The organism is Streptococcus oralis (genome assembly GCF_023109005.1).
Classification (GTDB): domain Bacteria; phylum Bacillota; class Bacilli; order Lactobacillales; family Streptococcaceae; genus Streptococcus; species Streptococcus oralis_BU.
In genome coordinates, this window is record NZ_JALDTU010000005.1 from 26,505 (window position 1) to 52,286 (window position 25,782).

At 41.2% G+C, this 25,782-nt stretch carries 23 protein-coding genes, 1 tRNA gene, 1 other RNA gene and 1 pseudogene; 21 read left to right on the forward strand and 5 right to left on the reverse strand.

Annotated elements, in window-relative coordinates; all coding sequences use genetic code 11:
• Positions 1–348, forward strand: a transfer-messenger RNA (tmRNA) gene (gene ssrA / locus M1F56_RS05985).
• A gap of 152 nt (positions 349–500) precedes the next feature.
• On the opposite strand, the gene M1F56_RS05990 is transcribed toward ssrA, so the two are convergent.
• Positions 501–588, reverse strand: a tRNA-Ser gene (locus M1F56_RS05990).
• Between the two features lie 161 nt (positions 589–749).
• On the opposite strand from M1F56_RS05990, the gene M1F56_RS05995 reads away from it, so the two are divergent.
• From M1F56_RS05995 to M1F56_RS06015, 5 genes are all read left to right on the forward strand, one after another.
• On the forward strand, positions 750–1,490 hold the full coding sequence (locus M1F56_RS05995) for a DeoR/GlpR family DNA-binding transcription regulator (RefSeq protein WP_061588075.1): 741 nt from the start codon (positions 750–752) through the stop codon (positions 1,488–1,490).
• Positions 1,487–2,398, forward strand: coding sequence for a 1-phosphofructokinase (pfkB, locus tag M1F56_RS06000; protein WP_247917154.1), 912 nt, complete (start codon positions 1,487–1,489; stop codon positions 2,396–2,398). The genes M1F56_RS05995 and pfkB overlap by 4 nt, the downstream gene beginning before the upstream one ends.
• On the forward strand, positions 2,395–4,350 hold the full coding sequence (locus M1F56_RS06005; RefSeq protein ID WP_057488556.1) for a PTS fructose transporter subunit IIABC: 1,956 nt from the start codon (positions 2,395–2,397) through the stop codon (positions 4,348–4,350). The genes pfkB and M1F56_RS06005 overlap by 4 nt, the downstream gene beginning before the upstream one ends.
• 160 nt (positions 4,351–4,510) lie before the next feature.
• Positions 4,511–5,299: a HEAT repeat domain-containing protein gene (locus M1F56_RS06010; protein WP_247917155.1), complete on the forward strand. Its 789-nt coding sequence runs from the start codon at positions 4,511–4,513 to the stop codon at positions 5,297–5,299.
• A gap of 167 nt (positions 5,300–5,466) precedes the next feature.
• Entirely contained in the window at positions 5,467–7,737 is a 2,271-nt protein-coding gene (locus tag M1F56_RS06015) for a DNA translocase FtsK (protein ID WP_282184689.1), read from the forward strand.
• 43 nt (positions 7,738–7,780) lie between these two features.
• Here the strand turns inward: M1F56_RS06015 and M1F56_RS06020 are convergent, their stop codons facing one another.
• On the reverse strand, positions 7,781–8,206 hold the full coding sequence (locus M1F56_RS06020; RefSeq protein ID WP_057488553.1) for a DUF6556 family protein: 426 nt from the start codon (positions 8,204–8,206) through the stop codon (positions 7,781–7,783).
• Between the two features lie 138 nt (positions 8,207–8,344).
• On the opposite strand from M1F56_RS06020, the gene M1F56_RS06025 reads away from it, so the two are divergent.
• From M1F56_RS06025 to M1F56_RS06065, 9 genes are all read left to right on the forward strand, one after another.
• Entirely contained in the window at positions 8,345–9,487 is a 1,143-nt protein-coding gene (locus M1F56_RS06025) for a cysteine desulfurase family protein (RefSeq protein ID WP_247917157.1), read from the forward strand.
• An 8-nt stretch (positions 9,488–9,495) separates the two neighbouring features.
• The gene (gene thiI, locus M1F56_RS06030; RefSeq protein WP_247917159.1) at positions 9,496–10,710 is read left to right on the forward strand and encodes a tRNA uracil 4-sulfurtransferase ThiI; all 1,215 of its coding nucleotides are present in this window, start codon (positions 9,496–9,498) and stop codon (positions 10,708–10,710) included.
• Positions 10,711–10,846: 136 nt separating this feature from the next.
• Entirely contained in the window at positions 10,847–11,671 is an 825-nt protein-coding gene (locus M1F56_RS06035) for an alpha/beta hydrolase (RefSeq protein ID WP_247917162.1), read from the forward strand.
• 20 nt (positions 11,672–11,691) lie between these two features.
• Positions 11,692–12,432 (forward strand): esterase family protein, encoded by a 741-nt coding sequence (locus tag M1F56_RS06040; RefSeq protein ID WP_247917164.1) that lies wholly within the window; start codon positions 11,692–11,694, stop codon positions 12,430–12,432.
• A 12-nt stretch (positions 12,433–12,444) separates the two neighbouring features.
• Entirely contained in the window at positions 12,445–13,611 is a 1,167-nt protein-coding gene (locus M1F56_RS06045; RefSeq protein WP_247917166.1) for an ATP-grasp domain-containing protein, read from the forward strand.
• A 156-nt stretch (positions 13,612–13,767) separates the two neighbouring features.
• On the forward strand, positions 13,768–14,637 hold the full coding sequence (gene gla / locus M1F56_RS06050) for an aquaglyceroporin Gla (RefSeq protein ID WP_000348107.1): 870 nt from the start codon (positions 13,768–13,770) through the stop codon (positions 14,635–14,637).
• Between the two features lie 111 nt (positions 14,638–14,748).
• Positions 14,749–15,474 carry a CppA family protein gene (locus M1F56_RS06055; protein WP_247917167.1) on the forward strand — a complete coding sequence of 242 codons (726 nt, stop codon included), beginning with the start codon at positions 14,749–14,751 and terminating at the stop codon, positions 15,472–15,474.
• On the forward strand, positions 15,471–16,406 hold the full coding sequence (locus M1F56_RS06060; RefSeq protein WP_247917169.1) for a serine hydrolase domain-containing protein: 936 nt from the start codon (positions 15,471–15,473) through the stop codon (positions 16,404–16,406). The genes M1F56_RS06055 and M1F56_RS06060 overlap by 4 nt, the downstream gene beginning before the upstream one ends.
• A gap of 8 nt (positions 16,407–16,414) precedes the next feature.
• Positions 16,415–17,320: a DMT family transporter gene (locus M1F56_RS06065; RefSeq protein ID WP_247917170.1), complete on the forward strand. Its 906-nt coding sequence runs from the start codon at positions 16,415–16,417 to the stop codon at positions 17,318–17,320.
• 44 nt (positions 17,321–17,364) lie between these two features.
• Here the strand turns inward: M1F56_RS06065 and M1F56_RS06070 are convergent, their stop codons facing one another.
• Both M1F56_RS06070 and rsmG read right to left on the reverse strand, forming a co-directional pair.
• Entirely contained in the window at positions 17,365–18,648 is a 1,284-nt protein-coding gene (locus tag M1F56_RS06070; protein ID WP_195215527.1) for a uracil-xanthine permease family protein, read from the reverse strand.
• A gap of 304 nt (positions 18,649–18,952) precedes the next feature.
• Positions 18,953–19,666 (reverse strand): 16S rRNA (guanine(527)-N(7))-methyltransferase RsmG, encoded by a 714-nt coding sequence (gene rsmG, locus M1F56_RS06075; RefSeq protein ID WP_061597802.1) that lies wholly within the window; start codon positions 19,664–19,666, stop codon positions 18,953–18,955.
• A 93-nt stretch (positions 19,667–19,759) separates the two neighbouring features.
• Here rsmG and M1F56_RS06080 point away from each other — a divergent pair, with 93 nt between their 5' ends.
• The 6 genes and pseudogenes from M1F56_RS06080 to M1F56_RS06105 all read left to right on the forward strand — a co-directional run bounded on the left by M1F56_RS06080 (position 19,760) and on the right by M1F56_RS06105 (position 23,610).
• Entirely contained in the window at positions 19,760–20,320 is a 561-nt protein-coding gene (locus M1F56_RS06080) for a LemA family protein (protein ID WP_000219840.1), read from the forward strand.
• A 1-nt stretch (position 20,321) separates the two neighbouring features.
• Positions 20,322–21,221 carry a zinc metalloprotease HtpX gene (gene htpX, locus M1F56_RS06085; protein ID WP_247917171.1) on the forward strand — a complete coding sequence of 300 codons (900 nt, stop codon included), beginning with the start codon at positions 20,322–20,324 and terminating at the stop codon, positions 21,219–21,221.
• A 60-nt stretch (positions 21,222–21,281) separates the two neighbouring features.
• Positions 21,282–21,643 (forward strand): annotated as a pseudogene (locus M1F56_RS06090) (RNA polymerase sigma factor).
• A gap of 116 nt (positions 21,644–21,759) precedes the next feature.
• Entirely contained in the window at positions 21,760–22,140 is a 381-nt protein-coding gene (locus tag M1F56_RS06095; RefSeq protein ID WP_247917249.1) for a GntR family transcriptional regulator, read from the forward strand.
• The gene (locus M1F56_RS06100) at positions 22,133–22,981 is read left to right on the forward strand and encodes an ABC transporter ATP-binding protein (RefSeq protein WP_000049613.1); all 849 of its coding nucleotides are present in this window, start codon (positions 22,133–22,135) and stop codon (positions 22,979–22,981) included. Before M1F56_RS06095 ends, M1F56_RS06100 begins: the two co-directional genes overlap by 8 nt.
• Positions 22,981–23,610, forward strand: a complete 630-nt coding sequence (locus M1F56_RS06105) for an ABC-2 transporter permease (protein ID WP_247917172.1) — start codon at positions 22,981–22,983, stop codon at positions 23,608–23,610. Before M1F56_RS06100 ends, M1F56_RS06105 begins: the two co-directional genes overlap by 1 nt.
• Positions 23,611–23,794: 184 nt before the next feature.
• Here M1F56_RS06105 and M1F56_RS06110 read toward each other — a convergent pair whose 3' ends face one another.
• Entirely contained in the window at positions 23,795–25,354 is a 1,560-nt protein-coding gene (locus M1F56_RS06110) for an ATP-binding cassette domain-containing protein (RefSeq protein WP_247917173.1), read from the reverse strand.
• Between the last annotated feature and the right edge of the window lie 428 nt (positions 25,355–25,782).

The window sequence follows — 25,782 nt, forward strand, 5'->3', positions numbered from 1 at the left end:
GGGGTCGTTACGGATTCGACAGGCATTATGAGGCATATTTTGCAACCCGTGTGGCGACGTAAACGCTCAGTTAAATATAACTGCAAAAAATAACACTTCTTACGCTCTAGCTGCCTAAAAACCAGCAGGCGTGACCCGATTTGGATTGCTCGTGTTCAATGACAGGTCTTATGATTAGCGAGATACGATTAAGCCTTGTCTAGTGGTTTGATAAGAGATTAATAGACTCGCAGTTCCTAGGCTTGAGTTATGTGTCGAGGGACTGTTAAAACAATACATAACCTATGGTTGTAGACAAATATGTTGGCAGGTGTTTGGACGTGGGTTCGACTCCCACCGGCTCCATTATTCCTTTGCATTCTATTGCATTCCTTGGTAAAACGTTGTTAAATCAACGTTTTTTATTTTTGTCTTTGGTATTCCTTGGTATTCTTTTGCTAAAAAAGGATACAAAAAAAGATACAACATTGTTGTATCTAAAAAATAATTTTGCTTTTCTACGGAAGACATGGGATTCGAACCCACGCACGCTGTTACACGCCTACCGCGTTTCCAACACGGCCTCTTAAGCCTCTTGAGTAATCTTCCAATACTTACTCAAATAGTCTACCATAAAGCCACTTATCTTGCAATAAAAATTTTGGAAATAAGAAAAATGATAGAATTTGAAAGAAAATGATAAAAAATGCTTGACTTTGATAGAAATTGTGCTAGAATGAATAGTGTAAACGATAACAGGAGGTGATTTGGTGTTAAAAACTGAGCGGAAGCAACTGATTTTAGAGGAGTTAAATCAACATCATGTAGTTTCCCTAGAAAAATTGGTTAATCTATTAGAAACATCAGAATCGACAGTACGAAGAGATTTGGATGAGTTGGAGGCTGAAAACAAGCTTCGCCGTGTGCATGGTGGAGCAGAATTGCCCCACTCCTTGCAGGAAGAAGAAACCATCCAAGAAAAATCTGTCAAAAACCTTCAAGAGAAGAAGCTACTGGCTCAAAAAGCAGCCTCTCTTATTAAGGAGCAAGATGTTATCTTTATTGATGCTGGAACGACAACTGCTTTTTTAATCAAGGAATTGGTTAATAAGAATATCACAGTTGTGACCAACTCCATTCATCATGCGGTTCAGTTGGTTGAAAAACAGATTCCAACTGTCATGGTTGGAGGAAGTGTCAAGATGGCAACAGATGCATGTATCGGTGGTGTTGCTCTTAACCAAATCAATCAATTGCACTTTGACCGTGCCTTTATCGGGATGAATGGTGTCGACGATGGTTATTATACGACTCCAGATATGGAGGAGGGAGCCGTTAAGCGTGCTATTTTAGAGAATGCCAAACAAACCTATGTCTTGGTGGATTCGTCAAAGATTGGACAAACTTGCTTTGCCAAGGTAGCACCACTTAAACGCGCTATTGTCATCACAAGTCAAGGGCATGAGCTCTTGCAGGCTATTAAGGAGAAAACGGAGGTAATAGAAGTATGATTTATACAGTCACACTCAATCCATCCATTGACTATATCGTTCGCTTGGACCAAGTTCAAGTCGGTAGTGTCAATCGTATGGACAGTGATGATAAGTTTGCTGGTGGAAAAGGAATCAATGTCAGTCGTGTCTTGAAACGCTTGGATATTCCTAATACTGCGACTGGATTTATCGGAGGCTTTACTGGTAAATTTATCACAGATACCCTTGCAAAAGAAGAAATCGAGACTCGTTTTGTCCAAGTAGCAGAAGATACTCGTATCAATGTCAAGATTAAAGCAGACCAAGAAACAGAAATTAATGGGACTGGTCCTAATGTTGAGCCCGAACAACTTGAAGAGTTAAAAGCCATTTTATCTAGTTTGACTACAGAAGATACGGTTGTGTTTGCGGGTTCGAGTGCTAAGAACCTAGGCAATGTTATCTACAAGGATTTGATTGCTTTGACACGCCAGACTGGTGCGCAAGTGGTTTGTGACTTTGAAGGACAGACATTGATTGATAGTTTGGACTACCAGCCACTTTTGGTTAAACCAAACAATCACGAACTTGGAGCTATCTTTGGAGTGAAACTCGAAAGTTTAGATGAAATCGAGAAATATGCTCGAGAATTGTTGGCTAAAGGTGCTCAAAATGTCATCATCTCTATGGCTGGGGACGGTGCCCTCCTTGTCACATCTGAAGGAGCTTACTTCGCTAAACCAATCAAAGGGACAGTAAAAAATTCAGTTGGTGCTGGTGACTCTATGGTTGCTGGATTTACCGGTGAATTTGTCAAATCAAAAGACGCAGTAGAGGCCTTCAAATGGGGAGTGGCTTGTGGGACAGCAACTACTTTCTCTGATGATTTGGCAACTGCAGCATTTATAAAAGAAACTTATGAAAAAGTTGAGGTAGAAAAACGATGAAAATTCAAGACCTATTGAGAAAAGATGTCATGTTGCTGGATTTGCAGGCGACTGAAAAAACAGCAGCTATCGAAGAGATGATTCATAGCTTGGTAGATCATGGTTATGTGACGGATTTTGAAACCTTTAAAGAAGGGATCTTAGCGCGTGAAGCTCTCACTTCCACTGGTTTGGGTGACGGAATTGCTATGCCACACAGCAAAAATTCTGCTGTCAAAGAAGCAACAGTTCTCTTTGCAAAGTCAAACAAGGGTGTTGACTATGAAAGCTTGGATGGGCAACCAACAGACCTCTTCTTCATGATTGCAGCTCCAGAAGGTGCCAATGATACTCACTTGGCAGCCTTGGCAGAATTGTCTCAATACTTGATGAAAGATGGTTTCGCTGACAAACTTCGCCAAGTAACATCTGCAGATCAAGTTATCGAACTATTTAACCAAGCTTCAGAAAAAGCTGAGGAGCCTGTCCAAGCACCTGCTAATGACTCTGGTGACTTTATCGTAGCTGTTACGGCTTGTACAACAGGGATCGCTCACACTTACATGGCTCAAGAAGCCCTTCAAAAAGTAGCTGCTGAAATGGGTGTTGGTATCAAGGTTGAAACCAATGGTGCTAGCGGTGTTGGGAACCAATTGACTGCAGAGGACATCCGCAAGGCTAAAGCTGTTATCATCGCAGCGGATAAGGCAGTGGAAATGGATCGTTTTGATGGTAAACCTTTGGTTAACCGTCCAGTTGCAGACGGTATCCGTAAGACAGAAGAATTGATCAACTTGGCTCTTTCTGGGGATGCTGAAGTTTATCGTGCTGCTAATGGAGCAAAAACTGCAACAGCATCTAATGAAAAACAAAGCCTTGGTGGTGCCTTCTACAAACACTTGATGAGTGGTGTATCTCAAATGTTGCCATTCGTTATCGGTGGTGGTATCATGATTGCCCTCGCCTTCTTGATTGACGGTGCTTTGGGTGTGCCCCAAGATAGTCTTGGCAATCTCGGATCTTACCATGAGCTAGCTTCTATGTTCATGAAAATCGGTGGTGCAGCCTTTGGCTTGATGCTTCCAGTCTTTGCTGGTTATGTAGCCTACTCTATTGCTGAAAAACCAGGTTTGGTAGCTGGCTTTGTGGCTGGTGCAATTGCCAAAGAAGGTTTTGCCTTTGGTAAAATCCCTTATGCAGCAGGTGGTGAAGCAACTTCAACTCTTGCAGGTGTCTCATCCGGTTTCCTAGGTGCCCTTGTTGGTGGATTTATCGCAGGTGCTTTAGTTCTTGCTATCAAGAAATACGTTAAAGTTCCTCGTTCACTTGAAGGTGCTAAATCAATCCTTCTCTTGCCACTTCTTGGAACAATCTTAACAGGATTTGTCATGCTAGCTGTTAACATCCCGATGGCAGCAATCAACACTGCGATGAATGACTTCCTAGGCGGTCTTGGAGGCGGTTCAGCTGTCCTTCTTGGTATCGTTCTTGGTGGAATGATGGCTGTTGATATGGGTGGTCCAGTTAATAAAGCGGCCTATGTCTTTGGTACAGGTACGCTTGCAGCAACTGTTTCTTCAGGTGGTTCTGTAGCCATGGCAGCAGTTATGGCTGGAGGAATGGTGCCACCACTTGCTATCTTTGTCGCAACCCTTCTTTTCAAAGATAAATTCACTAAGGAAGAACGCAACTCTGGTTTGACAAACATCATCATGGGCTTGTCATTTATCACTGAGGGAGCGATTCCATTTGGTGCCGCTGACCCAGCTCGTGCTATCCCAAGCTTCATCCTTGGTTCTGCAGTAGCAGGCGGACTCGTTGGTCTTGCTGGAATTAAACTCATGGCGCCACACGGAGGAATCTTCGTTATCGCCCTCACTTCAAATGCCCTTCTCTACCTTGCCTGTGTCTTGGTTGGCGCAATTGTAAGTGGTGTGGTTTATGGTTACCTACGTAAACCATTAGAAAAATAATCATAAATACTCAAATGACTGAACACGAAAGTGGGCAGTCATTTTTTGATGATGGAGTTAGGGAGAACGGTCTTTAAAGTGATATAATAGAGGTAAATCTTAGAGAATTTAAATGATAGAATGCTGAAGTTCTACAAATATCTTAGAGGAGATAAGTATCATGAGTGATTCTAGAAAAGAAGGAATCGACAAACTAGAAAAGGAACAGTTCGGTCGCAAAAGTCTTACAAAAGAAGCGTTACAAGGAACCTATGCCAGCTTGGTGGAGGAAGATTTTCCTGATTCTAAACGAATTCATTTTATAGCTGATTTAGGTAGGAGCCCAGAAATTGCCTTTCATTTTGAACTCATTTGCAACGATTGGGAGGAAGGAACTGACCTAAATTTTGAAGCAAGTTTTGACCAGCATGGGCAGGAGGGAATAGACTATCTTTTGGAAACTCTCAATCAAGAGGAAGATGAGAGTCAACGCATTTTGATTGTTTATTTTCTAGCGAAAATTCTTTCCAAAGTAAGACATAGAGATTTTTATGCATCTTCTTGCAAGCAAGTACTTCCTGTTCTAATCTCTCTTTTACCTAGTTCAGAAGCTTCGAATCGTAGAAAGCTAATCATTGCCCTAGGTTGGATTGGTTCAATAAGTGAGATAGAAATCTTAGGGCAACATCTCTTGACTGACCCAGATGCACTTTGTCGTGCCTGGTCTGCCAGTAGTTTGATGCAATTATCTTTTCATCAAATTGAAAAAGAAGTCTTGATGGAGAAAACGAAGGATTTGTTTCGAGAGGCGATTCCAGAAGAAAAGGACTTTCTGGCTTGTGCTCTGATGATAGAAGCAGCTCAAGTTTTATTTGGGAAAAAATGGATTCCTACATCTGCTGTAGAGAAGTTGGAAATCGAAAAGATTGAGAAGGCAAGAAAATCAGCAATTAGATTTTTGAAGAAGTAGTGAGACAAGGTTGTTGAAAAATCATATAGAATAGAAAATTCAGAAATATCAACGAAAGATGATTGTGTCTAGTAGATGCAGTCATTTTTTTGATTTCTCTAGATGTTTCTGAAATATGGTATAATAGAAATATGGCAAACAAAAATACAAGTAAAACAAGACGGAGACTGTCTAAAGCAGAACTCGAAAGAAAGCAGGCTATCCAGAGGATGTTGATTTCCTTAGGGATTGCCTTATTATTAATCTTTGCAGCCCTCAAGCTTGGTGCTGCGGGTGTCACACTTTATAATCTCATTCGACTGTTAGTCGGAAGTTTGGCCTATGTGGCTATAGGCGGCCTCCTCATCTATCTTTTTCTTTTTAAATGGATACGCAAGCAAGAGGGGCTTCTGTCAGGATTTCTCTGTATCTTCGCTGGCTTGCTCTTGATTTTTGAGGCCTATCTTGTCTGGAAGTTTGGTTTGGAGCAGTTAGTTCTAAAAGGGACCTTGGCTCAAGTTATGACGGATCTGACGGGTATCCGGGTGACTAGCTTTGCTGGTGGAGGTCTGCTAGGTGTTGGACTTTACATCCCCATTGCCTTTCTTTTCTCCAACATCGGATCGTACTTTATTGGAGTTCTCTTGATTCTAGTTGGGGCTCTCTTGGTCAGTCCTTGGTCTATTTATGATGTTGCAGCCTTTATTGGAGCTCAGTTTAGATCCTTCATGGAAAAACAGGAACAGAGAAAACAGGAACGCTTCATCAAGAGAGAAGAAGAGAAGGCTCGTCAAGAAGCTGAAGAAGCAGCAAGAATCAAGAGAGAACAAGAAGAACAGGATGCACTACCGCTTCCTCCTGTAGATCCTGAAACTGGAGAAATCTTACCAGAAGTTCCAGACTATGATCTTCCGCCAATTCCTGAAAAAGAATGGAATGAACCCGAGATTATCCTCCCTCAAGCTGACGTTGAAGTTCCAGATGAGAAAGAAGATTTTGAGGATGAAGAGGTGCAGGTTGATTTTTCTGCTAAGGAAGCCCTCGAATACAAGCTACCAAGCTTGCAACTCTTTGCGCCAGATAAACCCAAAGATCAGTCCAAGGAAAAGAAGATTGTTCGAGAAAATATCAAAATCTTAGAAGAAACCTTTGCCAGCTTTGGTATTAAGGTAACGGTTGAACGGGCTGAAATCGGCCCATCAGTAACCAAGTATGAAGTCAAGCCAGCAGTCGGTGTACGGGTTAACCGCATTTCCAATCTGGCAGACGACTTAGCGCTGGCTCTAGCAGCCAAGGATGTTCGGATTGAGGCTCCGATCCCTGGTAAATCCCTAGTCGGAATCGAAGTACCCAACTCTGAGATTGCAACCGTCTCCTTCCGTGAACTCTGGGAACAGTCTCAAACTAAGCCAGAAAATCTCCTCGAAATTCCTCTAGGGAAGGCGGTCAATGGAACTGCTCGCACCTTTGACCTTTCCAAGATGCCCCACCTACTTGTTGCAGGTTCGACAGGATCAGGGAAGTCAGTCGCAGTTAACGGTATTATCGCTAGCATTCTCATGAAAGCAAGACCCGACCAGGTCAAGTTTATGATGGTGGATCCTAAGATGGTTGAGTTGTCGGTTTACAATGACATTCCTCACCTTTTGATTCCAGTTGTGACCAATCCACGCAAGGCCAGCAAGGCTCTGCAAAAGGTTGTGGATGAGATGGAAAATCGTTACGAACTCTTCGCTAAGGTTGGTGTGCGAAATATCGCTGGTTACAATGCCAAGGTCGAGGAATTCAATGCCCAGTCTGAGTACAAACAAGTAGCGCTTCCTTTGATTGTTGTCATTGTGGATGAGTTGGCTGACCTCATGATGGTGGCTAGCAAGGAAGTAGAAGATGCCATCATTCGTCTTGGACAGAAGGCGCGTGCTGCAGGGATTCACATGATTCTCGCAACGCAACGTCCATCGGTTGATGTCATCTCTGGTCTCATTAAAGCCAATGTCCCCTCTCGTGTGGCTTTTGCAGTTTCATCAGGTACAGATTCACGAACCATCTTGGATGAGAATGGAGCAGAAAAACTGCTTGGTCGAGGAGACATGCTCTTTAAACCAATTGATGAAAATCATCCAGTCCGTCTGCAAGGATCCTTTATCTCAGATGACGATGTCGAGCGCATCGTAAACTTCATCAAGGCTCAGGCGGATGCGGACTACGATGAGAGTTTTGATCCAGGTGAGGTTTCTGAAAATGAAGGAGAATTTTCAGATGGTGAAGCTGGCGGCGATCCGCTTTTTGAAGAAGCTAAGGCTCTGGTTATCGAAACGCAGAAAGCCAGTGCTTCGATGATTCAGCGTCGTTTGTCGGTTGGATTTAACCGTGCGACCCGCCTTATGGAAGAACTCGAAATGGCGGGTGTTATCGGTCCAGCTGAAGGAACCAAACCACGAAAAGTATTGCAACAATAAAAAATAGCTTCTTTCCAAAGCTGGAAGGAAGCTATTTTAGTAGTTATTGATTGCTTTTGTTTTCGGAACTAGTCGTTTTGGACGAGTTTCCACTATCAGTTGTTTCTTTTGTTGAGGAAGGTGTAGAAGAATCCTGAGTTGTTGTTTTCTTCTCTTCTTTTTGCTCTTCCTTTTTATTGGATTGAGGAGTTTCTTCCTGCGAGGTATTTTCTTTAGTAGAAGTGTTGTCCTTGTTAGGAGTAGTATTCTCCTGAGGGGCTTCTTTTTGAATTTCCTTGACAACAGTTGTTTGGGTTGTCGTCGGTTCTTTTTTGTTGTTTTTGTTATTATCCATGGCGTTCATGATGGTGATAGTAGCGGTGATTAGGCCAAGGATACTACCGATGGTAGCAATCGTTTTTTGAAAGACAGTAAACCCCTTTTTGATATGCTCAGTTTTTGGTTTTGAAGTTCTATGATAGTTAGACATGATACTCTCCTTTTATTATGATTTATTATACCTCATTTCTTTAAAAAAATCTTAAAAAAAAGAGAAATTGCCCTTTCTTGTCGCAAGCTTCGTTTCATGATACAATAGAAGAAGTGATTTTAGAAAGCGTGAGAAAACATGATCTACTTTGATAATTCGGCAACGACCAAGCCTTATCCTGAAGCACTTGAAACTTATACGCAGGTCGCTTCGAAAATTGTAGGAAATCCATCCAGTCTCCATCGTTTGGGAGACCAGGCGACACGAATTTTAGATGCTTCCCGGCAGCAAATTGCAGATTTGATTGGCAAGAAGAGTGATGAAATCTTCTTTACCTCTGGTGGAACAGAAGGAGATAACTGGGTCATCAAGGGTGTGGCCTTTGAAAAATCCCAGTTTGGCAAGCATATCATCGTATCAGCTATTGAGCATCCAGCAGTCAAGGAATCAGCCCTCTGGCTAAAAAATCAAGGTTTTGAGGTGGATATTGCTCCAGTGGATGAGAAAGGATTTGTGGATGTTGAAGCATTAGCAGATTTGATACGTCCTGATACGACTCTCGTCTCCATCATGGCAGTTAACAACGAAATTGGCTCTATCCAGCCTATTGAGGCTATTTCGAAACTGTTAGCAGATAAGCCGACCATTTCCTTCCATGTTGATGCGGTTCAGGCACTCGCTAAGATTCCGACTAAAAACTATCTGACAGACCGAGTGGATTTTGCGACCTTCTCAAGTCATAAGTTTCATGGTGTCAGAGGTGTTGGATTTGTCTATATCAAGTCTGGTAAGAGGATCATGCCTCTTTTAACAGGTGGTGGTCAAGAGGGAGACTATCGTTCGACAACTGAGAATGTAGCAGGGATCGCAGCAACAGCCAAGGCCCTCCGTTTGTCTATGGAAAAGTTAGATATCTTTACTAATAAGACGGGGCAGATGAAATCAGTCATTCGCCAAGCGCTTTTGGACTATCCAGATATTTTCGTCTTTTCAGATGAGGATGACTTTGCCCCTCATATCCTGACTTTTGGGATTAAGGGTGTTCGTGGTGAAGTCATTGTTCACGCTTTTGAAGACTATGACATTTTCATCTCAACGACTTCTGCTTGTTCGTCCAAGGCTGGGAAACCTGCAGGCACTTTGATTGCCATGGGAGTGGAGAAGGATAAGGCCCAGTCAGCTGTGCGTCTAAGCTTAGACCTAGAAAATGATATGAGTCAGGTCGAGCAGTTCTTGACCAAGCTAAAATTAATTTACAATCAAACTAGAAAAGTAAGATAGGAGCATTTATGCAGTATTCAGAAATTATGATTCGCTACGGAGAGTTATCAACCAAGGGCAAAAACCGTATGCGTTTCATCAATAAACTTCGCAATAATATTTCAGACGTTTTGTCTATCTATCCTCAAGTTAAGGTGACCGCAGATCGCGACCGTGCCCACGCTTACCTCAATGGAGCTAATTACACAGCAGTTGCAGAATCGCTCAAACAAGTCTTTGGAATTCAAAATTTTTCTCCTGTGTATAAGATTGAAAAGTCAGTGGAAGTTCTGAAGTCTGCTGTCCAAGAGATTATGAAGGAAATCTACAAGGAAGGGATGACCTTTAAAATCACTAGCAAGCGTAGCGACCACAACTTTGAATTGGACAGTCGTGAACTCAATCAAACTCTTGGTGGAGCTGTTTTCGAAGCGATTCCAAATGTCCAAGCTCAGATGAAAAATCCAGATATTAATCTTCAGGTTGAGATTCGTGAGGAGGCTGCCTATCTTTCCTATGAAACTTTTCGTGGAGCAGGAGGATTACCTGTGGGAAGTTCTGGTAAAGGTATGCTCATGTTGTCAGGAGGGATTGACTCACCCGTGGCAGGTTATCTAGCTCTTAAACGAGGGGTAGATATTGAGGCGGTTCACTTTGCCAGTCCGCCATACACGAGTCCTGGTGCTCTTAAAAAAGCCCAAGATTTGACCCGCAAATTGACTAAATTTGGGGGCAATATTCAGTTTATCGAAGTACCTTTCACTGAAATTCAAGAGGAAATCAAGGCTAAGGCGCCAGAAGCCTACCTCATGACCTTGACCCGTCGTTTTATGATGCGCATTACCGACCGTATCCGTGAGGTACGAAATGGTTTAGTTATCATCAATGGGGAAAGTCTTGGTCAAGTAGCCAGCCAGACCTTGGAAAGCATGCAGACTATCAACGCTGTGACTAGCACTCCAATCATTCGTCCCGTGGTTACCATGGACAAGTTGGAAATCATTGATATCGCGCAGGAAATCGATACCTTTGAAATTTCAATTCAACCTTTTGAGGACTGCTGTACTATTTTTGCGCCTGATCGTCCTAAGACCAATCCTAAAATTAAGAATGCAGAGCAGTATGAAGCACGCATGGATGTTGAAGGTTTGGTTGAGCGAGCAGTGGCTGGTATCATGATTACTGAGATTACACCTCAAGCTGAAAAAGATGAAGTCGATAACTTGATTGACAATCTCCTTTAATCAGAAAACCCAGAAGAATTCAGAAAAACAAATGAAAAAAGTTAGTTATTTATCCTTAAAATGGACATTTGCTGACTTTTTTTCTATTTTTATGGTATAATAAGATAAAATTTTGAATATAGAGAGTTTTCTGACAATGAATCATTCCTACTTTTACTTAAAAATGAAAGAACACAAACTCAAGGTTCCTTATACAGGAAAGGAGCGTCGTGTGCGTGTGCTCCTGCCAAAGGACTACGAGAAAGACACAGACCGTTTTTATCCTGTAGTTTACTTACATGATGGGCAAAATGTCTTTTACAGCAAGGAATCTTATATCGGACACTCATGGAAGATTATTCCAGCCATTAAACGAAATCCAGACATCAGTCGCATGATTGTTGTTGCTATTGATAATGACGGCATGGGACGGATGAATGAGTATGCGGCTTGGAAGTTTCAAGAATCTCCTATCCCAGGCCAGCAGTTTGGTGGTAAGGGTGTGGAGTATGCCGAGTTTGTCATGGAAGTGGTCAAGCCTTTTATCGATGAAACCTATCGTACCAAAGCTGATCGCCAGCATACGGCTATGATTGGTTCGTCACTAGGAGGCAATATTACTCAGTTTATTGGACTAGAGTACCAAGACCAAATTGGTTGTCTAGGTGTCTTTTCATCTGCTAACTGGCTCCACCAAGAAGCCTTTAACCGCTACATCGAGCGCAAGAAATTATCGCCTGAACAGCGTATCTTCATCTATGTGGGAACAGAAGAAGCGGATGATACAGACAAGACTCTGATGGCTGGTAATATCAAGCAAGCCTATATCGACTCGTCGCTTCGCTATTACCATGATTTGATTGCAGGTGGAGTACATTTGGATAATCTTGTCTTGAAAGTTCAGTCTGGCGCCATCCATAGTGAGATTCCATGGTCGGAAAATTTACCAGACTGTCTCCGATTTTTTGCAGAGAAATGGTAAGTTAGGAAAGGAGAAAGCCAATGCATATTGAAAACCTTAGCCACTGGAGTGGCAATCTTAATCGTGAAATGTACCTCAACCGTTATGGACATGCTGGGATTCCAGTTGTTGTTTTTGCTTCATCTGGTGGCAGTCACAACGAATACTATGATTTTGGCATGATAGATGCCTGTGCTTCCTTTATCGAGGAGGGGCGCGTCCAGTTCTTTACTCTCTCCAGTGTGGACAGTGAGAGCTGGCTTGCGACTTGGAAAAACGGTCATGACCAAGCTGAAATGCACCGTGCCTATGAACGATATGTCATTGAAGAGGCTATTCCTTTTATCAAGCACAAGACAGGTTGGTTTGATGGCATGATGACGACGGGTTGCTCGATGGGGGCCTACCATGCACTCAATTTCTTCCTCCAGCATCCAGATGTATTTACCAAGGTGATCGCCCTCAGTGGTGTTTACGACGCACGTTTCTTTGTCGGCGATTACTACAATGATGATGCTATTTACCAAAATTCGCCAGTAGATTATATCTGGAATCAAAACGATGGATGGTTTATCGACCGTTACCGTCAGGCAGAAATCGTCGTTTGTACGGGTCTCGGTGCCTGGGAACAAGATGGTCTGCCATCTTTCTACAAGCTTAAAGAAGCCTTTGACCAGAAACAAATTCCAGCCTGGTTTGCTGAATGGGGACACGATGTCGCCCACGACTGGGAATGGTGGCGTAAACAAATGCCCTATTTTCTTGGACGCCTGTATCTATAAAAGGAGTTGCCTATGAATTACCTTGTTATTTCTCCCTACTATCCACAAAACTTTCAACAGTTTACCATCGAGCTAGCCAATAAAGGCATCACCGTTTTGGGAATTGGTCAGGAGCCTTACGAACAACTAGATGAGCCCTTGCGCAATAGCCTGACCGAGTACTTCCGAGTAAATGATCTTGAAAATTTGGATGAAGTCAAACGTGCAGTTGCCTTTCTTATTTACAAGCACGGACCAATTGACCGTATTGAGTCTCACAATGAATACTGGTTAGAGCTGGATGCAGCCCTTCGTGAGCAATTCAATGTCTTTGGTGCTAAACCCGATGACCTCAAAAAGACCAAGTTTAAGTCTGAAATGAAGAAATTTTTCCAAAAAGCAGGTGTCCCTGTGGTACCTGGGGCTGTCATCCAGACGGAAGCAGATGTGGACCAAGCAGTTGAGACGATTGGCCTACCAATGATTGCCAAACCTGACAATGGAGTGGGAGCGGCAGCCACCTTTAAGTTGGAAAGTCAGGAAGATGTGGACCGATTCAAGCAAGAATGGGATCATTCGACCGTTTATTTCTTTGAGAAATTTGTCACTTCTAGCGAAATCTGTACCTTTGACGGGCTTGTGGACAAGGATGGCAACATCGTCTTTTCAACGACTTTCGATTATGCCCATACACCACTTGATCTCATGATTTATAAGATGGACAATTCCTACTATGTGCTCAAGGATATGGATCCAAAACTGCGCAAGTATGGCGAGGCCATTGTCAAGGAATTTGGTATGAAAGAACGCTTTTTCCATATCGAGTTTTTCCGTGAAGGGGACGACTACATTGCCATTGAGTACAATAATCGTCCTGCAGGTGGCTTTACCATTGACGTTTATAACTTTGCTCATTCCTTGGACCTCTATCGTGGCTATGCAGCGATTGTCGCAGGAGAAGAGTTCCCAGCATCAGAGTTTGAACCTCAATACTGTTTAGCTACATCACGTCGTGCTAATGCTAACTATGTTTATTCAGAAGAGGTTCTTCTTGCCAAATACAGTCAGCAATTCAAGGTCAAAAAAATCATGCCAGCGGCCTTTGCAGAGTTACAAGGAGATATCCTCTATATGTTGACAACTCCAAGTCGTGAGGAGCTGGATCAGATGTTAGCAGACTTTGGTCAACGTCAAGAGTAAGGAATAGGATGAAAGGAGTTTGACTTCTTTTGTCCTTTTCTTAAAGATAAGTTAAATAAAGCGTTTTCCAGAGATTCTTTTAGAAAATCGGTTGCTAAAAGGCCTAAAAATTGATAGAATAAGGATTGTCTAAAAAAATTAAGGAGAATCTATCAAATGGATTTTACATGGGCTATTAAATATGCCACTGAATTTTTGGGAACTGCCATTTTGATCATTCTTGGTAATGGTGCAGTTGCTAACGTTGAACTTAAAGGTACGAAAGGTCACCAAAGTGGCTGGCTCGTTATCGCGGTTGGTTACGGTATGGGGGTTATGATCCCAGCCTTGATGTTCGGTAATGTATCTGGGAACCACATCAACCCAGCCTTCACACTTGGACTTGCTGTGAGTGGACTTTTCCCTTGGGGACAAGTACCATATTATATCCTTGCGCAAGTTTTAGGAGCGATTTTTGGTCAAGCTATGGTTGTTGCTACTCACCGTCCTTACTACTTGAAAACAGAGAATTCTAATAACATTTTGGGTACTTTCTCAACGATTTCAAGTGTTGATCACGGTACAAAAGAATCACGTTTCGCAGCAAGTGTAAATGGTTTTATCAATGAGTTTGTCGGTTCGTTTATTCTGTTCTTTGCAGCCCTAGGAATGACTAAAAACTTTTTTGGTGCGGAAGTAATGCAATACATGAAGCAAATGGCAACGCAGGCTAATCAAACAGTTGACTTTTCTGAATTAGCTATTAAGGCTCAAATAGCACCACACACAGCAGCAGGTCTTTCAGTTGCTCATTTAGGGCTTGGTTTCCTAGTAATGGCCTTGGTAACTTCACTCGGTGGACCTACTGGACCTGGTTTGAACCCGGCTCGTGACTTTGGACCACGTCTTCTTCACGAACTCCTTCCAAAATCAGTTCTTGGTCAACACAAGGGTGATTCAAAATGGTGGTATGCATGGGTTCCGGTTGTAGCTCCAATTGCAGCGGGAATTGCAGCAGTAGCACTATTCAAACTACTTTACCTATAAGAAACAAAACTGGGGAAACCCAGTTTTTTTCTTGGAAAATTTTCTAATTTAAACAAATATGGCTTGTAAAATATTCTAAAATCCTTTAAAATAAAAGAGTTGGAGGAACTTATGGATGTGAATGAGATTGTTCGGATCATTCCGACTTTGAAAGTTAATAATCGAAAATTAAATGAGATATTTTATATTGAAACTCTAGGAATGAAACCCTTACTAGAAGAGTCTGCCTTTCTTTCATTAGGCGACCAGACGGGTACGGAGAGATTGATTTTAGAAGAGGCACCAAGCATGCGAACTCGCAGAGTTGAAGGACTTAAGAAGCTAGCTAGGCTCTTGATAAAGGTTGAGGATCCTTCCGAAATCGAGGCCCTTCTTTCTCAAATGAAGTCTCTTCCTCGCTTGTTTAAAGGAAGTCGTGGATATGCTTTTGAGATTGTTTCTCCTGAAGAGGATGTGATCCTTGTTCATGCAGAAAATGATATAAGAGATTTGGTTCCACTGGAAACTGTTCCTGAATTTTATTCAAATACAGGTATAAAATACTTGAGCCAATTTGAGGTTTCTATGGAGTTGCGTTTGCCTGAGGGGACAGAGAGCTTACTTGATCCTGAAGGAGTAGCGCAAGTAATCACTTTTACTAAAGGGCAAGGACTAGATTTGGTTGTTGAAAACAATGTCACTTGGGACTTGACGATGTTGAAATTTTTAGTAAGAAATTTTGATCTAACCAGTCTTCGTCAGAAATTTGAAAAGACAGGCTACTTTGTCCCTAAGTCTGAAAAATTCTTCCTGGGTAAAGATACCAATAACATTGAATTGTGGTTTGAAGAAGCATGAAGTGGGAAAAAATTCTAAGAAAAATAGAAAATCAAATCGAGGCAGGGATTTATCCCGGGGCCTCTTTTGCGTATTATAAGGATGGTGAATGGAAAGAGTCTTATCTAGGATTGAGTGATCCAGAACGGGGCTTGAAGATAGAAAGCGGTTTGATTTATGATCTGGCTAGTGTGAGTAAGGTTGTGGGAGTGGGGACGGTTTTTACCTTCTTGTGGCAGCAGGGCAAATTAGATATTAATCGACCGGTGACGGATTTTTTACCGGAGTGTGATTATCCTGATATCACTATACGGCGACTTCTGACTCATGCAACAGACTTAGACCCCTTTATTCCAAATCGGGACAGGTTAAGTGCAGAGGAATTGAGAAAAGCCATGTTTCACCTCAACAGACGAAGTCAGCCAGCCTTTCTATACTCGGACGTGCACTTTTTACTCCTGGGCTTTGTTTTGGAAAAAATCTTTAAACAAGACTTGGATCAGATTATAGAAGAACAAGTTTTGGAACCATGGGGGATGAAGGAAACAATGTTTGGTCCTGTTGAGCAAGCTGTACCAACAGTGAGAGGAGTAGAGGCCGGAATCATTCACGATCCCAAAGCTCGTCTATTAGGGAAGCACGCTGGAAGTGCTGGTTTGTTTTCGACTGTTAAGGATTTACAGATCTTTCTGGAACATTACTTGAAAGATGATTTTGCGGCAGATTTGAGCCGAAGTTTCTCTCCTTTAGATGATAAGGAGCGTTCCCTAGCCTGGAATCTGGAAGGTGACTGGCTTGATCACACGGGCTATACAGGTACCTTCATCATGTGGAATCGAAAGAAACAGGAAGCCGCCATCTTTCTGTCCAATCGAACGTATGAAAAGGATGAGCGTGCCCAGTGGATAGTTGATCGAAACCAAGTCATGAAAATCATTCGTCAAGAGGAGTAGGGAGAAGCATGTCAAAAACCGTAAAAGGAACTCTGTATACAGTAGTGGCAGGGATTGCTTGGGGTTTGTCTGGAACCAGTGGCCAATACCTAATGGCACACGGGATTTCCGCTCTAGTCTTGACTAATTTGCGACTCATCATTGCAGGTTTGGCACTGGTAGTCTTATCCTATATGACTGCAAGGGATAAACTCTATGCTTTTTTAAAAGACAGAAAAAGCCTTTTATCTGTGCTGTTGTTTGCCTTGTTTGGACTTTTCTTAAACCAGTTTGCCTATCTTTCTGCTATTCAGGAAACCAATGCTGGCACGGCGACAGTTCTCCAGTATGTATGCCCCGTTGGGATCTTGGTTTATACTTGTATCAAGGACAAGGTGGCGCCTACTCTGGCTGAGATTATTTCAATTGGTTTAGCAATTGGAGGAACGTTTCTTATCGCGACGCATGGGGAACTTGACCAGTTGTCTGTCACACCTGCTGGTCTTTTCTGGGGCCTCTTTTCTGCCCTAACCTATGCCCTCTATATCATCCTTCCCATTGCTTTGATTAAGAAGTGGGGCAGTATTTTGGTGATTGGTGTCGGTATGGTTATTTCTGGTGTAGTGGCTATTCCTTTCACAGGAGTTTTACAGGCCAGCATACCGACTAGCTTAGATCTTCTCTTTGCATTTGCTGGGATTATCATCATCGGAACGGTTTTTGCCTATACAGCTTTCCTAAAAGGGGCTAGTCTGATAGGCCCTGTTAAGTCTAGTTTATTAGCTTCCATAGAGCCAATTTCAGCCGTTTTCTTTGCCTTTCTGATTATGAAGGAACAGTTTTATGCGATTGATTTTGTCGGTATGGCTATGATTTTACTAGCCGTGACCATTATTTCTTTGAAAGATTTACTGCTGGAAATAAAGAGTAAGTAATAAAAAAATCCACTCAATCGAGTGGATTTTGTGTGTATAGATGATTATTCTTTATTTTCGTGTGGCAAAATCAAGTTTAAGATAATTCCTGTCATGGCTGATAGAGCAGTACCTGAAAGTGTAACTGGGCCGAGTTTGAGGATGGCTCCACCAAGTCCAAGTACCAACATGGCACTAGCGATGATGAGGTTACGCATTTGGCTGAAGTCAACGCGCTCTTTAATCAAAACTTTTAGCCCGTTACTGGCGATAACTCCGTAGAGAAGGATGGACATGCCACCAAGCACAGCACTTGGGATTGTTGAAATCAAGGCAGTGAATTTACCAAGGAAGCTAAGTGCAATGGCGATGAAGGCCGCGTTACGGATAACAGAGACAGAAGCGATACGAGTCATCCCGATAACCCCTGTATTTTCGCCGTAAGTCGTATTAGCTGGTCCACCGAGGAAGGCTGATACAGATGTCGCGATACCGTCACCGAGAAGAGTACGGTGAAGACCTGGATCTTTCAAGAATTGACGGCCACAGATTTGGCTCAAAACTGTGTGGTCTCCAATGTGTTCTGAAATTGTTACAATAGCGATTGGCAAGATGGCGATGGTTTCAGGACCGAAGTACAAGTTGTACTCTTTAAAGGCACCACCCGTATTAAATGGTAAATAGAAACCAGGGATTTCAAACCAGTTGGCTTGAAGAACAGGAGTGAAGTCAACTAATCCAAGAACTAGGGCAAATAGGTATCCACCGATGATGGCAAAGAGGAAAGGAATGATACGGAGGAACCCTTTTCCTTTTGTATTGATAAAAGCTGCAATAAGGAATGTAACAACAGCTACAAGGGCATTTTTCCAGTTTCCATCTGCTACAAGTCCAGCATTCGTTACAGCTGAACCAGCAAGTCCGAGACCGATAACGATAATCATAGGTCCGATAATAATTGGTGGCAAGAGTTTGTCAATCCATTTCGTACCTGCAAAACGAACACTTGCTGCTACAAGGACATAGACCAAACCAGTCAGGATAACTCCAGTTTGAGCGGCAGATACATCGCCCCCCATTTCTTTCATGGCTAGAGACATAGCCGTGATAAAGGCGAATGAAGAACCTAGATAAACTGGAACCTTAAAGCCAGTAGAAATCATGTAGATAAGTGTTCCAATACCAGATGCAAAGAGGGCAACGGATACAGGCATTCCCAAAATTAAGGGAACGAGAATGGTTGCACCAAACATGGCAAATACGTGCTGGAAGCTGAGAAGAATACCTTTACCAGCAGAAGGACGTTGATCAACGTCTAGTAACAAGTCAACAGTTGATTCCTGTTTCATAAAAACCTCACTTTTGGGCACCAAAAAAGAGCCCATTATTTTATAGCAATAGGCCCTCAGAGTAAGACTTTTTAAAAAATAGTTATCTTTTAAAAATTTATATAAATCTGCGCCTTCGTCACCTCACAGGATGACATTAAAAACCTTTGCTTAGGATAGTATAGCAGAAAAAATTCGTTTTGTAAACGAATTTTTCCCGAGCCTGGAAATGGGAGAGCGAGGTCCGTTTTGTAAACGAATTTTTCCCGAGCCCAGAAATAATAAAGCGAGGCTGATTTTGTAAATCATTTTTTTACTAAAAAAATTAAAGTGGGCGTTTGTTTGGCATGCCTGCCTTTCTTGGGTACTTGTTAGGTGTTTCTTTTTTCTTTTCGACGACTGTTATGTAGCGCGGATCTCCATTTGGCAGGGCATAGTTGAGGTTGTCCTCTACCTTGCTAAAGAGGAGGTTGAGAGCGTTCTTGGCTTCTAACAATTCCTCAGGAGCATTGCTGGCCTTGAGCGCCAGTAGTTTTCCACCAACTTTAAGGTAGGGAATGGTCAACTCAGATAAGACTTGCATACGGGCAACTGCACGAGCTGTCACCATATCAAACTGGGCACGGAAGTTCTTGTCTTGAGCAAAGTCTTCTGCCCGTCCATGGTAGAAGTGAACGCCTTCCAAATCCAGCTCTTGAGCCAATAGTTGGAGGAAGTTGATGCGCTTATTTAGCGAATCAATGATGGTCACATCTAACTGAGGATAGAGGATTTTCATGGGCAGACTAGGAAATCCTGCCCCAGCTCCGATATCAAGAAGTTTGATATTCTCATTTTGGATCAAGCCTTGTAGGATGGGTGCAATCGAATCATAAAAGTGTTTAAGGTAGACTTCTTCTTTGTCAGTGATAGCGGTCAGGTTAATCTTTTCATTCCACTCGACCAAGAGTTCAAAATACCGTTCAAATTGTTCTTTTTGCTGGTCTGAAAGTGGAAGATTTTGCTCAGTTAGTAGGCTGTAAAATGTTTCTGGTTTCATAATCGTTTCCTTCTCTAGTATCACCTTATTTTACCATATTCATTAAAATTTTGATATACTGGTAGTAATCTAAAAGCAGAAAGGAATAAGATTATGACTTGGATTATTCTTGGAGTTTTGGCTCTGATTGTTATTTTTGTGATTGTTAGCTATAACGGTTTGGTTAAGAATCGTATGCAAACAAAAGAGGCATGGAGCCAGATCGATGTTCAGTTGAAGCGTCGTAATGATCTACTCCCAAACTTGATTGAAACAGTCAAAGGCTATGCCAAATATGAAGGTTCTACCTTGGAAAAAGTGACAGAGCTTCGTAGACAAGTAGCCGCAGCAACCTCGCCAGCTGAAGCGATGAAGGCCAGTGATGCCCTTACCCGCCAGATTTCCGGTATCTTTGCAGTTGCAGAGAATTACCCAGACTTGAAAGCTAGCGCTAACTTTATCAAATTACAAGAAGAGTTGACCAATACAGAAAATAAAATTTCCTACTCACGCCAACTCTACAACAGTGTGGTCAGCAACTACAATGTAAAACTAGAAAGCTTCCCAAGTAATGTCATCGCAGGACTATTTGGCTTTAAAGCTGCGGACTTCCTTCAAACACCTGAAGAGGAGAAGGCAGTTCCTAAAGTTGACTTTAGCGGTTTAGGTGACTAAGATGTTGTTTGATCAAATTGCGAGCAATAAACGAAAAACGTGGATTTTGTTGCTGGTTTTCTTCCTACTCTTGGCCTTGGTTGGTTATGCGGTTGGCTATCTCTTCATGCGCTCAGGTCTTGGGGGCATGATCATAGCCCTAATCATTGGTCTTGTCTATGCCTTAATTATGATCTTTCAATCGACAGAGATTGTCATGTCTATGAATGGGGCGCGTGAGGTTGATGAGCAAACGGCACCAGACCTCTACCATGTAGTGGAAGATATGGCCATGGTCGCTCAGATCCCTATGCCACGTGTTTTTATCATTGAGGATTCTTCTTTAAATGCCTTTGCAACAGGTTCGAATCCGCAGAATGCAGCTGTCGCAGCCACTTCGGGTCTCCTAGCCATCATGAACCGTGAGGAGCTAGAAGCGGTCATGGGTCATGAAGTCAGTCATATCCGGAACTACGATATCCGCATTTCGACCATTGCTGTTGCCCTTGCCAGTGCCATTACCCTTCTGTCTAGTATGGCAGGACGGATGATGTGGTGGGGTGGCGCAGGTCGCAGACGGAGTGATAATGATCGTGATGGAAATGGTTTGGAGATTATCATGCTTGTTATCTCTCTCTTAGCCATTGTTCTAGCACCTCTCGCAGCAACCTTGGTACAACTAGCCATTTCCCGTCAGAGGGAATTTCTGGCGGATGCATCTAGTGTAGAGCTGACTCGCAATCCTCAAGGGATGATCAATGCCTTGCGCAAGTTGGACAATAGCGAGCCGATGCATCACCATGTCGATGATGCCAGCAGCGCTCTTTATATCAATGATCCTAAGAAAGGTGGCGGACTTCAAAAACTATTTTACACCCACCCACCTATCTCAGAACGAATTGAGCGTTTGAAACATATGTAGAAAAAATGACTCTTTGTCAACTGTAGTGGGTTGAAGAAAAGCTAAAATAAGCTCCATAATATCCATAGGGGATTTACCCACTACAAATATTATAGAGCCGAAAAATATTTGAAGCAGGTGGATAGAAGAAATCACCTGCTTTTTTCTCGTCTTTTGATCATGATGGACATTTTGAGGATAGTATAGTTGATGAGGGTTTTGATGTAGATAAAAACGTTCAGACACAGAGGATGATTGAGGCAGTGCGAGATGCACTATCAAAATTAAATGATGAAGAAAGAGAAATCATTGATAGACTTTATTTCAATGATGAAACTATTCGTTTGGTGGCTGAAATGAAAAAAATATCTCATCCAGCTCTCATAAAGAGAAGAAATAAGATATTGGAAAAGCTAAGAGAGTTGCTGAAAGAATTTAGATAGTAATGAGAAGAAGCGGGAAAAAAATTTTTGTCTGCTTCTTTTTAGATATTGCAATGTTTTAACTGTTATGCTATAATAATAACAGTTAAAACACAAATAACAGTAGGGGGTTGATGATGAATATACAGATAAATAATTCCAGTGATGAACCAATATATCTGCAAATAAAAAATCAAATTAAAGCACAAATCATTTCTGGAGATTTGAAAGTGGGAGAACAACTACCTTCGATAAGATTCTTAGCGAAAGAAATAAGAGTAAGTATGTTAACTGCAAAAAGAGCTTTTGATGAATTAGAGTTAGACGGATTTATAAATTCGGTACAAGGAAAAGGTAATTTTGTTGCATCACAAAATAAAGAACTAATTCGAGAAGAATACTTAAAGAAAATTGAATCGAAGCTTCAAGAAGTAGTTGAACTTTCAGAAATTGTAGATGTATCCAGTGATGAATTGATAAAAATGTTAAAGAGTTATGTGGAGGGTGAATATGAGTAAATATGCTATTGAAATTAAAGATTTAGTAAAAACATTTGACAGTTTTAAACTAGGACCGGTAAATCTTACTATTCCGAAAGGAACAATAGTTGGATATATCGGACAGAATGGAGCTGGTAAAAGTACAACTATAAAATTGTTACTTGGGCTTTTAAGAAAAGACTCTGGCGATATAAGACTTTTAGATGAGGAAAATCCTAATAGTGTTGAACTGAAAGATAAACTTGGAGTGGTATTTGATGATTTGTTAGTGCCGGAAGAAATGACATTAATCGATGTTGAAAAGTTTTGTCATAGAGTTTATTCAAAATGGGATAAAAAGCAGTTTTATGGATTCGTTGAAAAATTCAATTTACCACATAAAAAGATGATTAAAAACTATTCTCGTGGTATGAAAATGAAACTTTCAATGGCTGTTGCTTTATCTCACAATGCTGAACTTTTGATTTTAGATGAAGCAACAAGTGGGCTTGACCCAATTGTAAGAGAGGAAATCTTGGATTTGTTATTAGATTTTATGCAAGATGAAAATCATACAATTCTTATTTCTTCCCATATTTTATCTGACTTAGAAAAAGTGGCAGATTACATTGCTTTTATTCACAATGGAAAAATCTTATTTATGGAAACAAAAGATGAGTTAAAAGAAAACTACGGTATATGTACTTTATCCAATGAAGAAGTAAATAACATTGATGAAGAAGCCATTGTAGGAAGAAGAATACATTCTTTTGGGCAAGAGTTACTTGTTAAAAAGAGTCTTGTACCTGATGGTATCAAGTTACAAAAACCGTCAATTGAGGATATTATGATTTACTTTGTGAAAGGAGTGAGACAATAATGACATCATTAATTTTGAAAGATATAGCTACTTTAAAAAAGACATTATTATTAACGGTTACTATCAGTATTGCACTGGCTGTATATGGAATTTATGAAAATGAATTGTTTATGGTTCCGTTAATATGTGTAATGATTCCGCTCATACTTACTGCAATCGCCTTTGGCTATGATACAAAATCAAATTTCGAACAGTTTGCATTTTCGATGCCAATAAAAAAGAGCAGTTATGTGTTGAGCAAGTTTTTCTTTGCATTTGCCTTTGGTTTGGTTGGTTCAATCTGCATTTTTGTACTGTTGATGACAAAAAATCAAATGTCATTGGATAATATAGTGTTTATTGCTTTAATTACATTAGCTGCTAGTATACTTATGTCTGCCATTCAATTACCATTTATTCTTAAATATGGTGCTGAAAAGGGTAGACTCATTATGGTAATCACTTATTTCTTAATATTTGCTTTATCAACACTGTTAAAAGAAAAGTCGGATTTTCTTGCAGAACTAATGGAGATTTTTAGTAAAAATTCTATATCAATTATTTGCTTAGGAATTTTAGTTGTAAGCATATTAATCATAGGGCTTGCAGTAAAATTGTCCGTTATGATTATGGAGAAAAAAGAATACTAGTTATAAATTATTTAATTTGTAGTTAAGTGGCAGAGATGGAAAAACAATTTTTTCCTTAATTGTCAAGTCAAGTGCAACAAAGTTGTTCTTCTGATTAAGTGAGTATCTTTCAAGCTGTTTGAGTTAGCTCAAACAGCCCAAAGAATCCAGAGAAATCTCTCTGGATTTTTGCTATGTTTAAAATCTAAAAATCTTGTAAATCGACGACTTCCAAACCATTTTCTGTCAAACGATAGATGGCCCTACAGACCTCTTTTAAGAAACGTCTGTCATGTGACACAGTGACCAGACCACCTGGATAAGAGGCAAAGAGTTTTCTGATTTCGGGTTGGGAAGTTGGAGAAAAGTTGCGTGTGGGCTCATCCAGAATGAGAAAGTTTGGTTTGCGTAGAACTAAATCCAACAGAAGTAGTTTGCCTTGTTGACCACCAGATAAGGAACGGATTTGGTGTTGCATCTCTGGATAACTGAAATTGAGACTGGCTAAGTGGGATTGGATTTTCTGTAATTCCTCTTTCTGCCCTGTTTGGCTGAGAAAGGCTACTGGCGATAGATCCAATTCCAGTTTTTTGTGGTAATCTTGTGGCATAAAACCAAGCGAAATTTCTCTTTTGTCGCTGAGCTGTTGCTGCAACTTGGCTAACAGAGTTGATTTTCCAACACCATTTGGCCCGATGATACCGATTTTATCTTGGCCACGGATCGTTAGTTGTAACCCCTGAGCTAAAATGCGCTCGCCAATGGACAAATTTTCTTTTTCCAGTTGGACTAAGACTTTAGAAGCCGGTAATGGTTGTATATCTGAGAAGAAAAGTTGGATTTGTTCTTCTTCAAGCGGCTTTTGGGTCATGGACTGAGCTGCCTTTTCGTAGCGTTTTTCTTGAGAGAGAACATTTTTCATCTTTTTAGCCAATAGGCGACCAGCAGTACTGTCTTTGGTAGCTCGAAGTACAGTTTCTACATTTTGTTTGACTCGGCGATGCTTTTCCATGGTTTTATCATAGGCTCTCTGGTCGTTAGCAGCTTGCTGGCTTTGTCTAGCAAAGCTAGCCTTTCTCTGGTCACTGTAGCGATCATAGTCTAAATGCTCTACAAGCGTTTCCGCTTCTTTCCGATGCTTGACTAGTCGCAGGTGGATAATAGTATCTGCCGTTTGAGAGAGAAAGTCTTCATCATGGGAAATGAAAATAACAGTTTGCCTAATCTTTTGAATCTGACTTTTTAGCCAATCAACCGTCTCAAGGTCTAAGTCATTTGAAGGTTCATCTAAAAATAGAATCTCAAAGGGTTTGGCTAATTCATGTATGAGCTGAATTTTCAAAGCCTCGCCCCCTGATAGACTGCCAATTTCTTGATCGCTAGCAAAACGGTCGCTATCAAAGTGCAACTCCTCCGCCAAACGATAAAGAATACTGTAGTCTAAATCAGCAGAATCCAAAAAGAAGTAGTCATGTAGAGTTTTCTTTTTCAGGTCCTCAGCTAGTTTTTGAGGAATGTAGGCCAGTGATTGAAGGTCAGACTGGATCTCTCCCTTGATAGTGAAATCAGGCAATGCTTCCCCCATTAAAGCTCGTAGTAAAGTCGATTTACCATTTCCTTCTTCACCAATAATAGCAACCTTTTCCCCGTCTTGGATAGTCATGGTTAGGTCAGATACAAGATCTCGTAGATCTTTGTTTTGCGTGATGGTTAGATGATTGATTTTTATCATATTGTTGCCCTTTCTAGAATGTCGATAGTGCATAACAAAAAGCTCTACTTTATCTAGTAGAGCCCAAAGTCACTGTTAAAAACTCTATTATCCTCGTTGAAAAACTCGTCAAACTAGCTTGGAGTTGCCTAACCCAACCCAATAGGAGAATAGCTTTCTAGTTTTTTGAATTTCAATGGGGACAGGATACTAGAAAATCTAGTATAAAAAGAGCACACAAAAAGAGACAAAAACAAGATCTACTAAATAAAGGTTCTTTATTTGATAGACTTAGTTGTTCATGTCTCCCTTACCTCCGAGTATTAGTACCTCTATCCTATACTTTTCAGGAAATTTTGTCAATAGAAAACAGGAAATTCTAGTTTTTATACTCAATGAAAATCAAAGAGCAAACTAGGAAGCGATCCGAAGGCTATACTTGGGTACGGCAAGGCGAAGCTGACGTGGTTTGAAGAGATTTT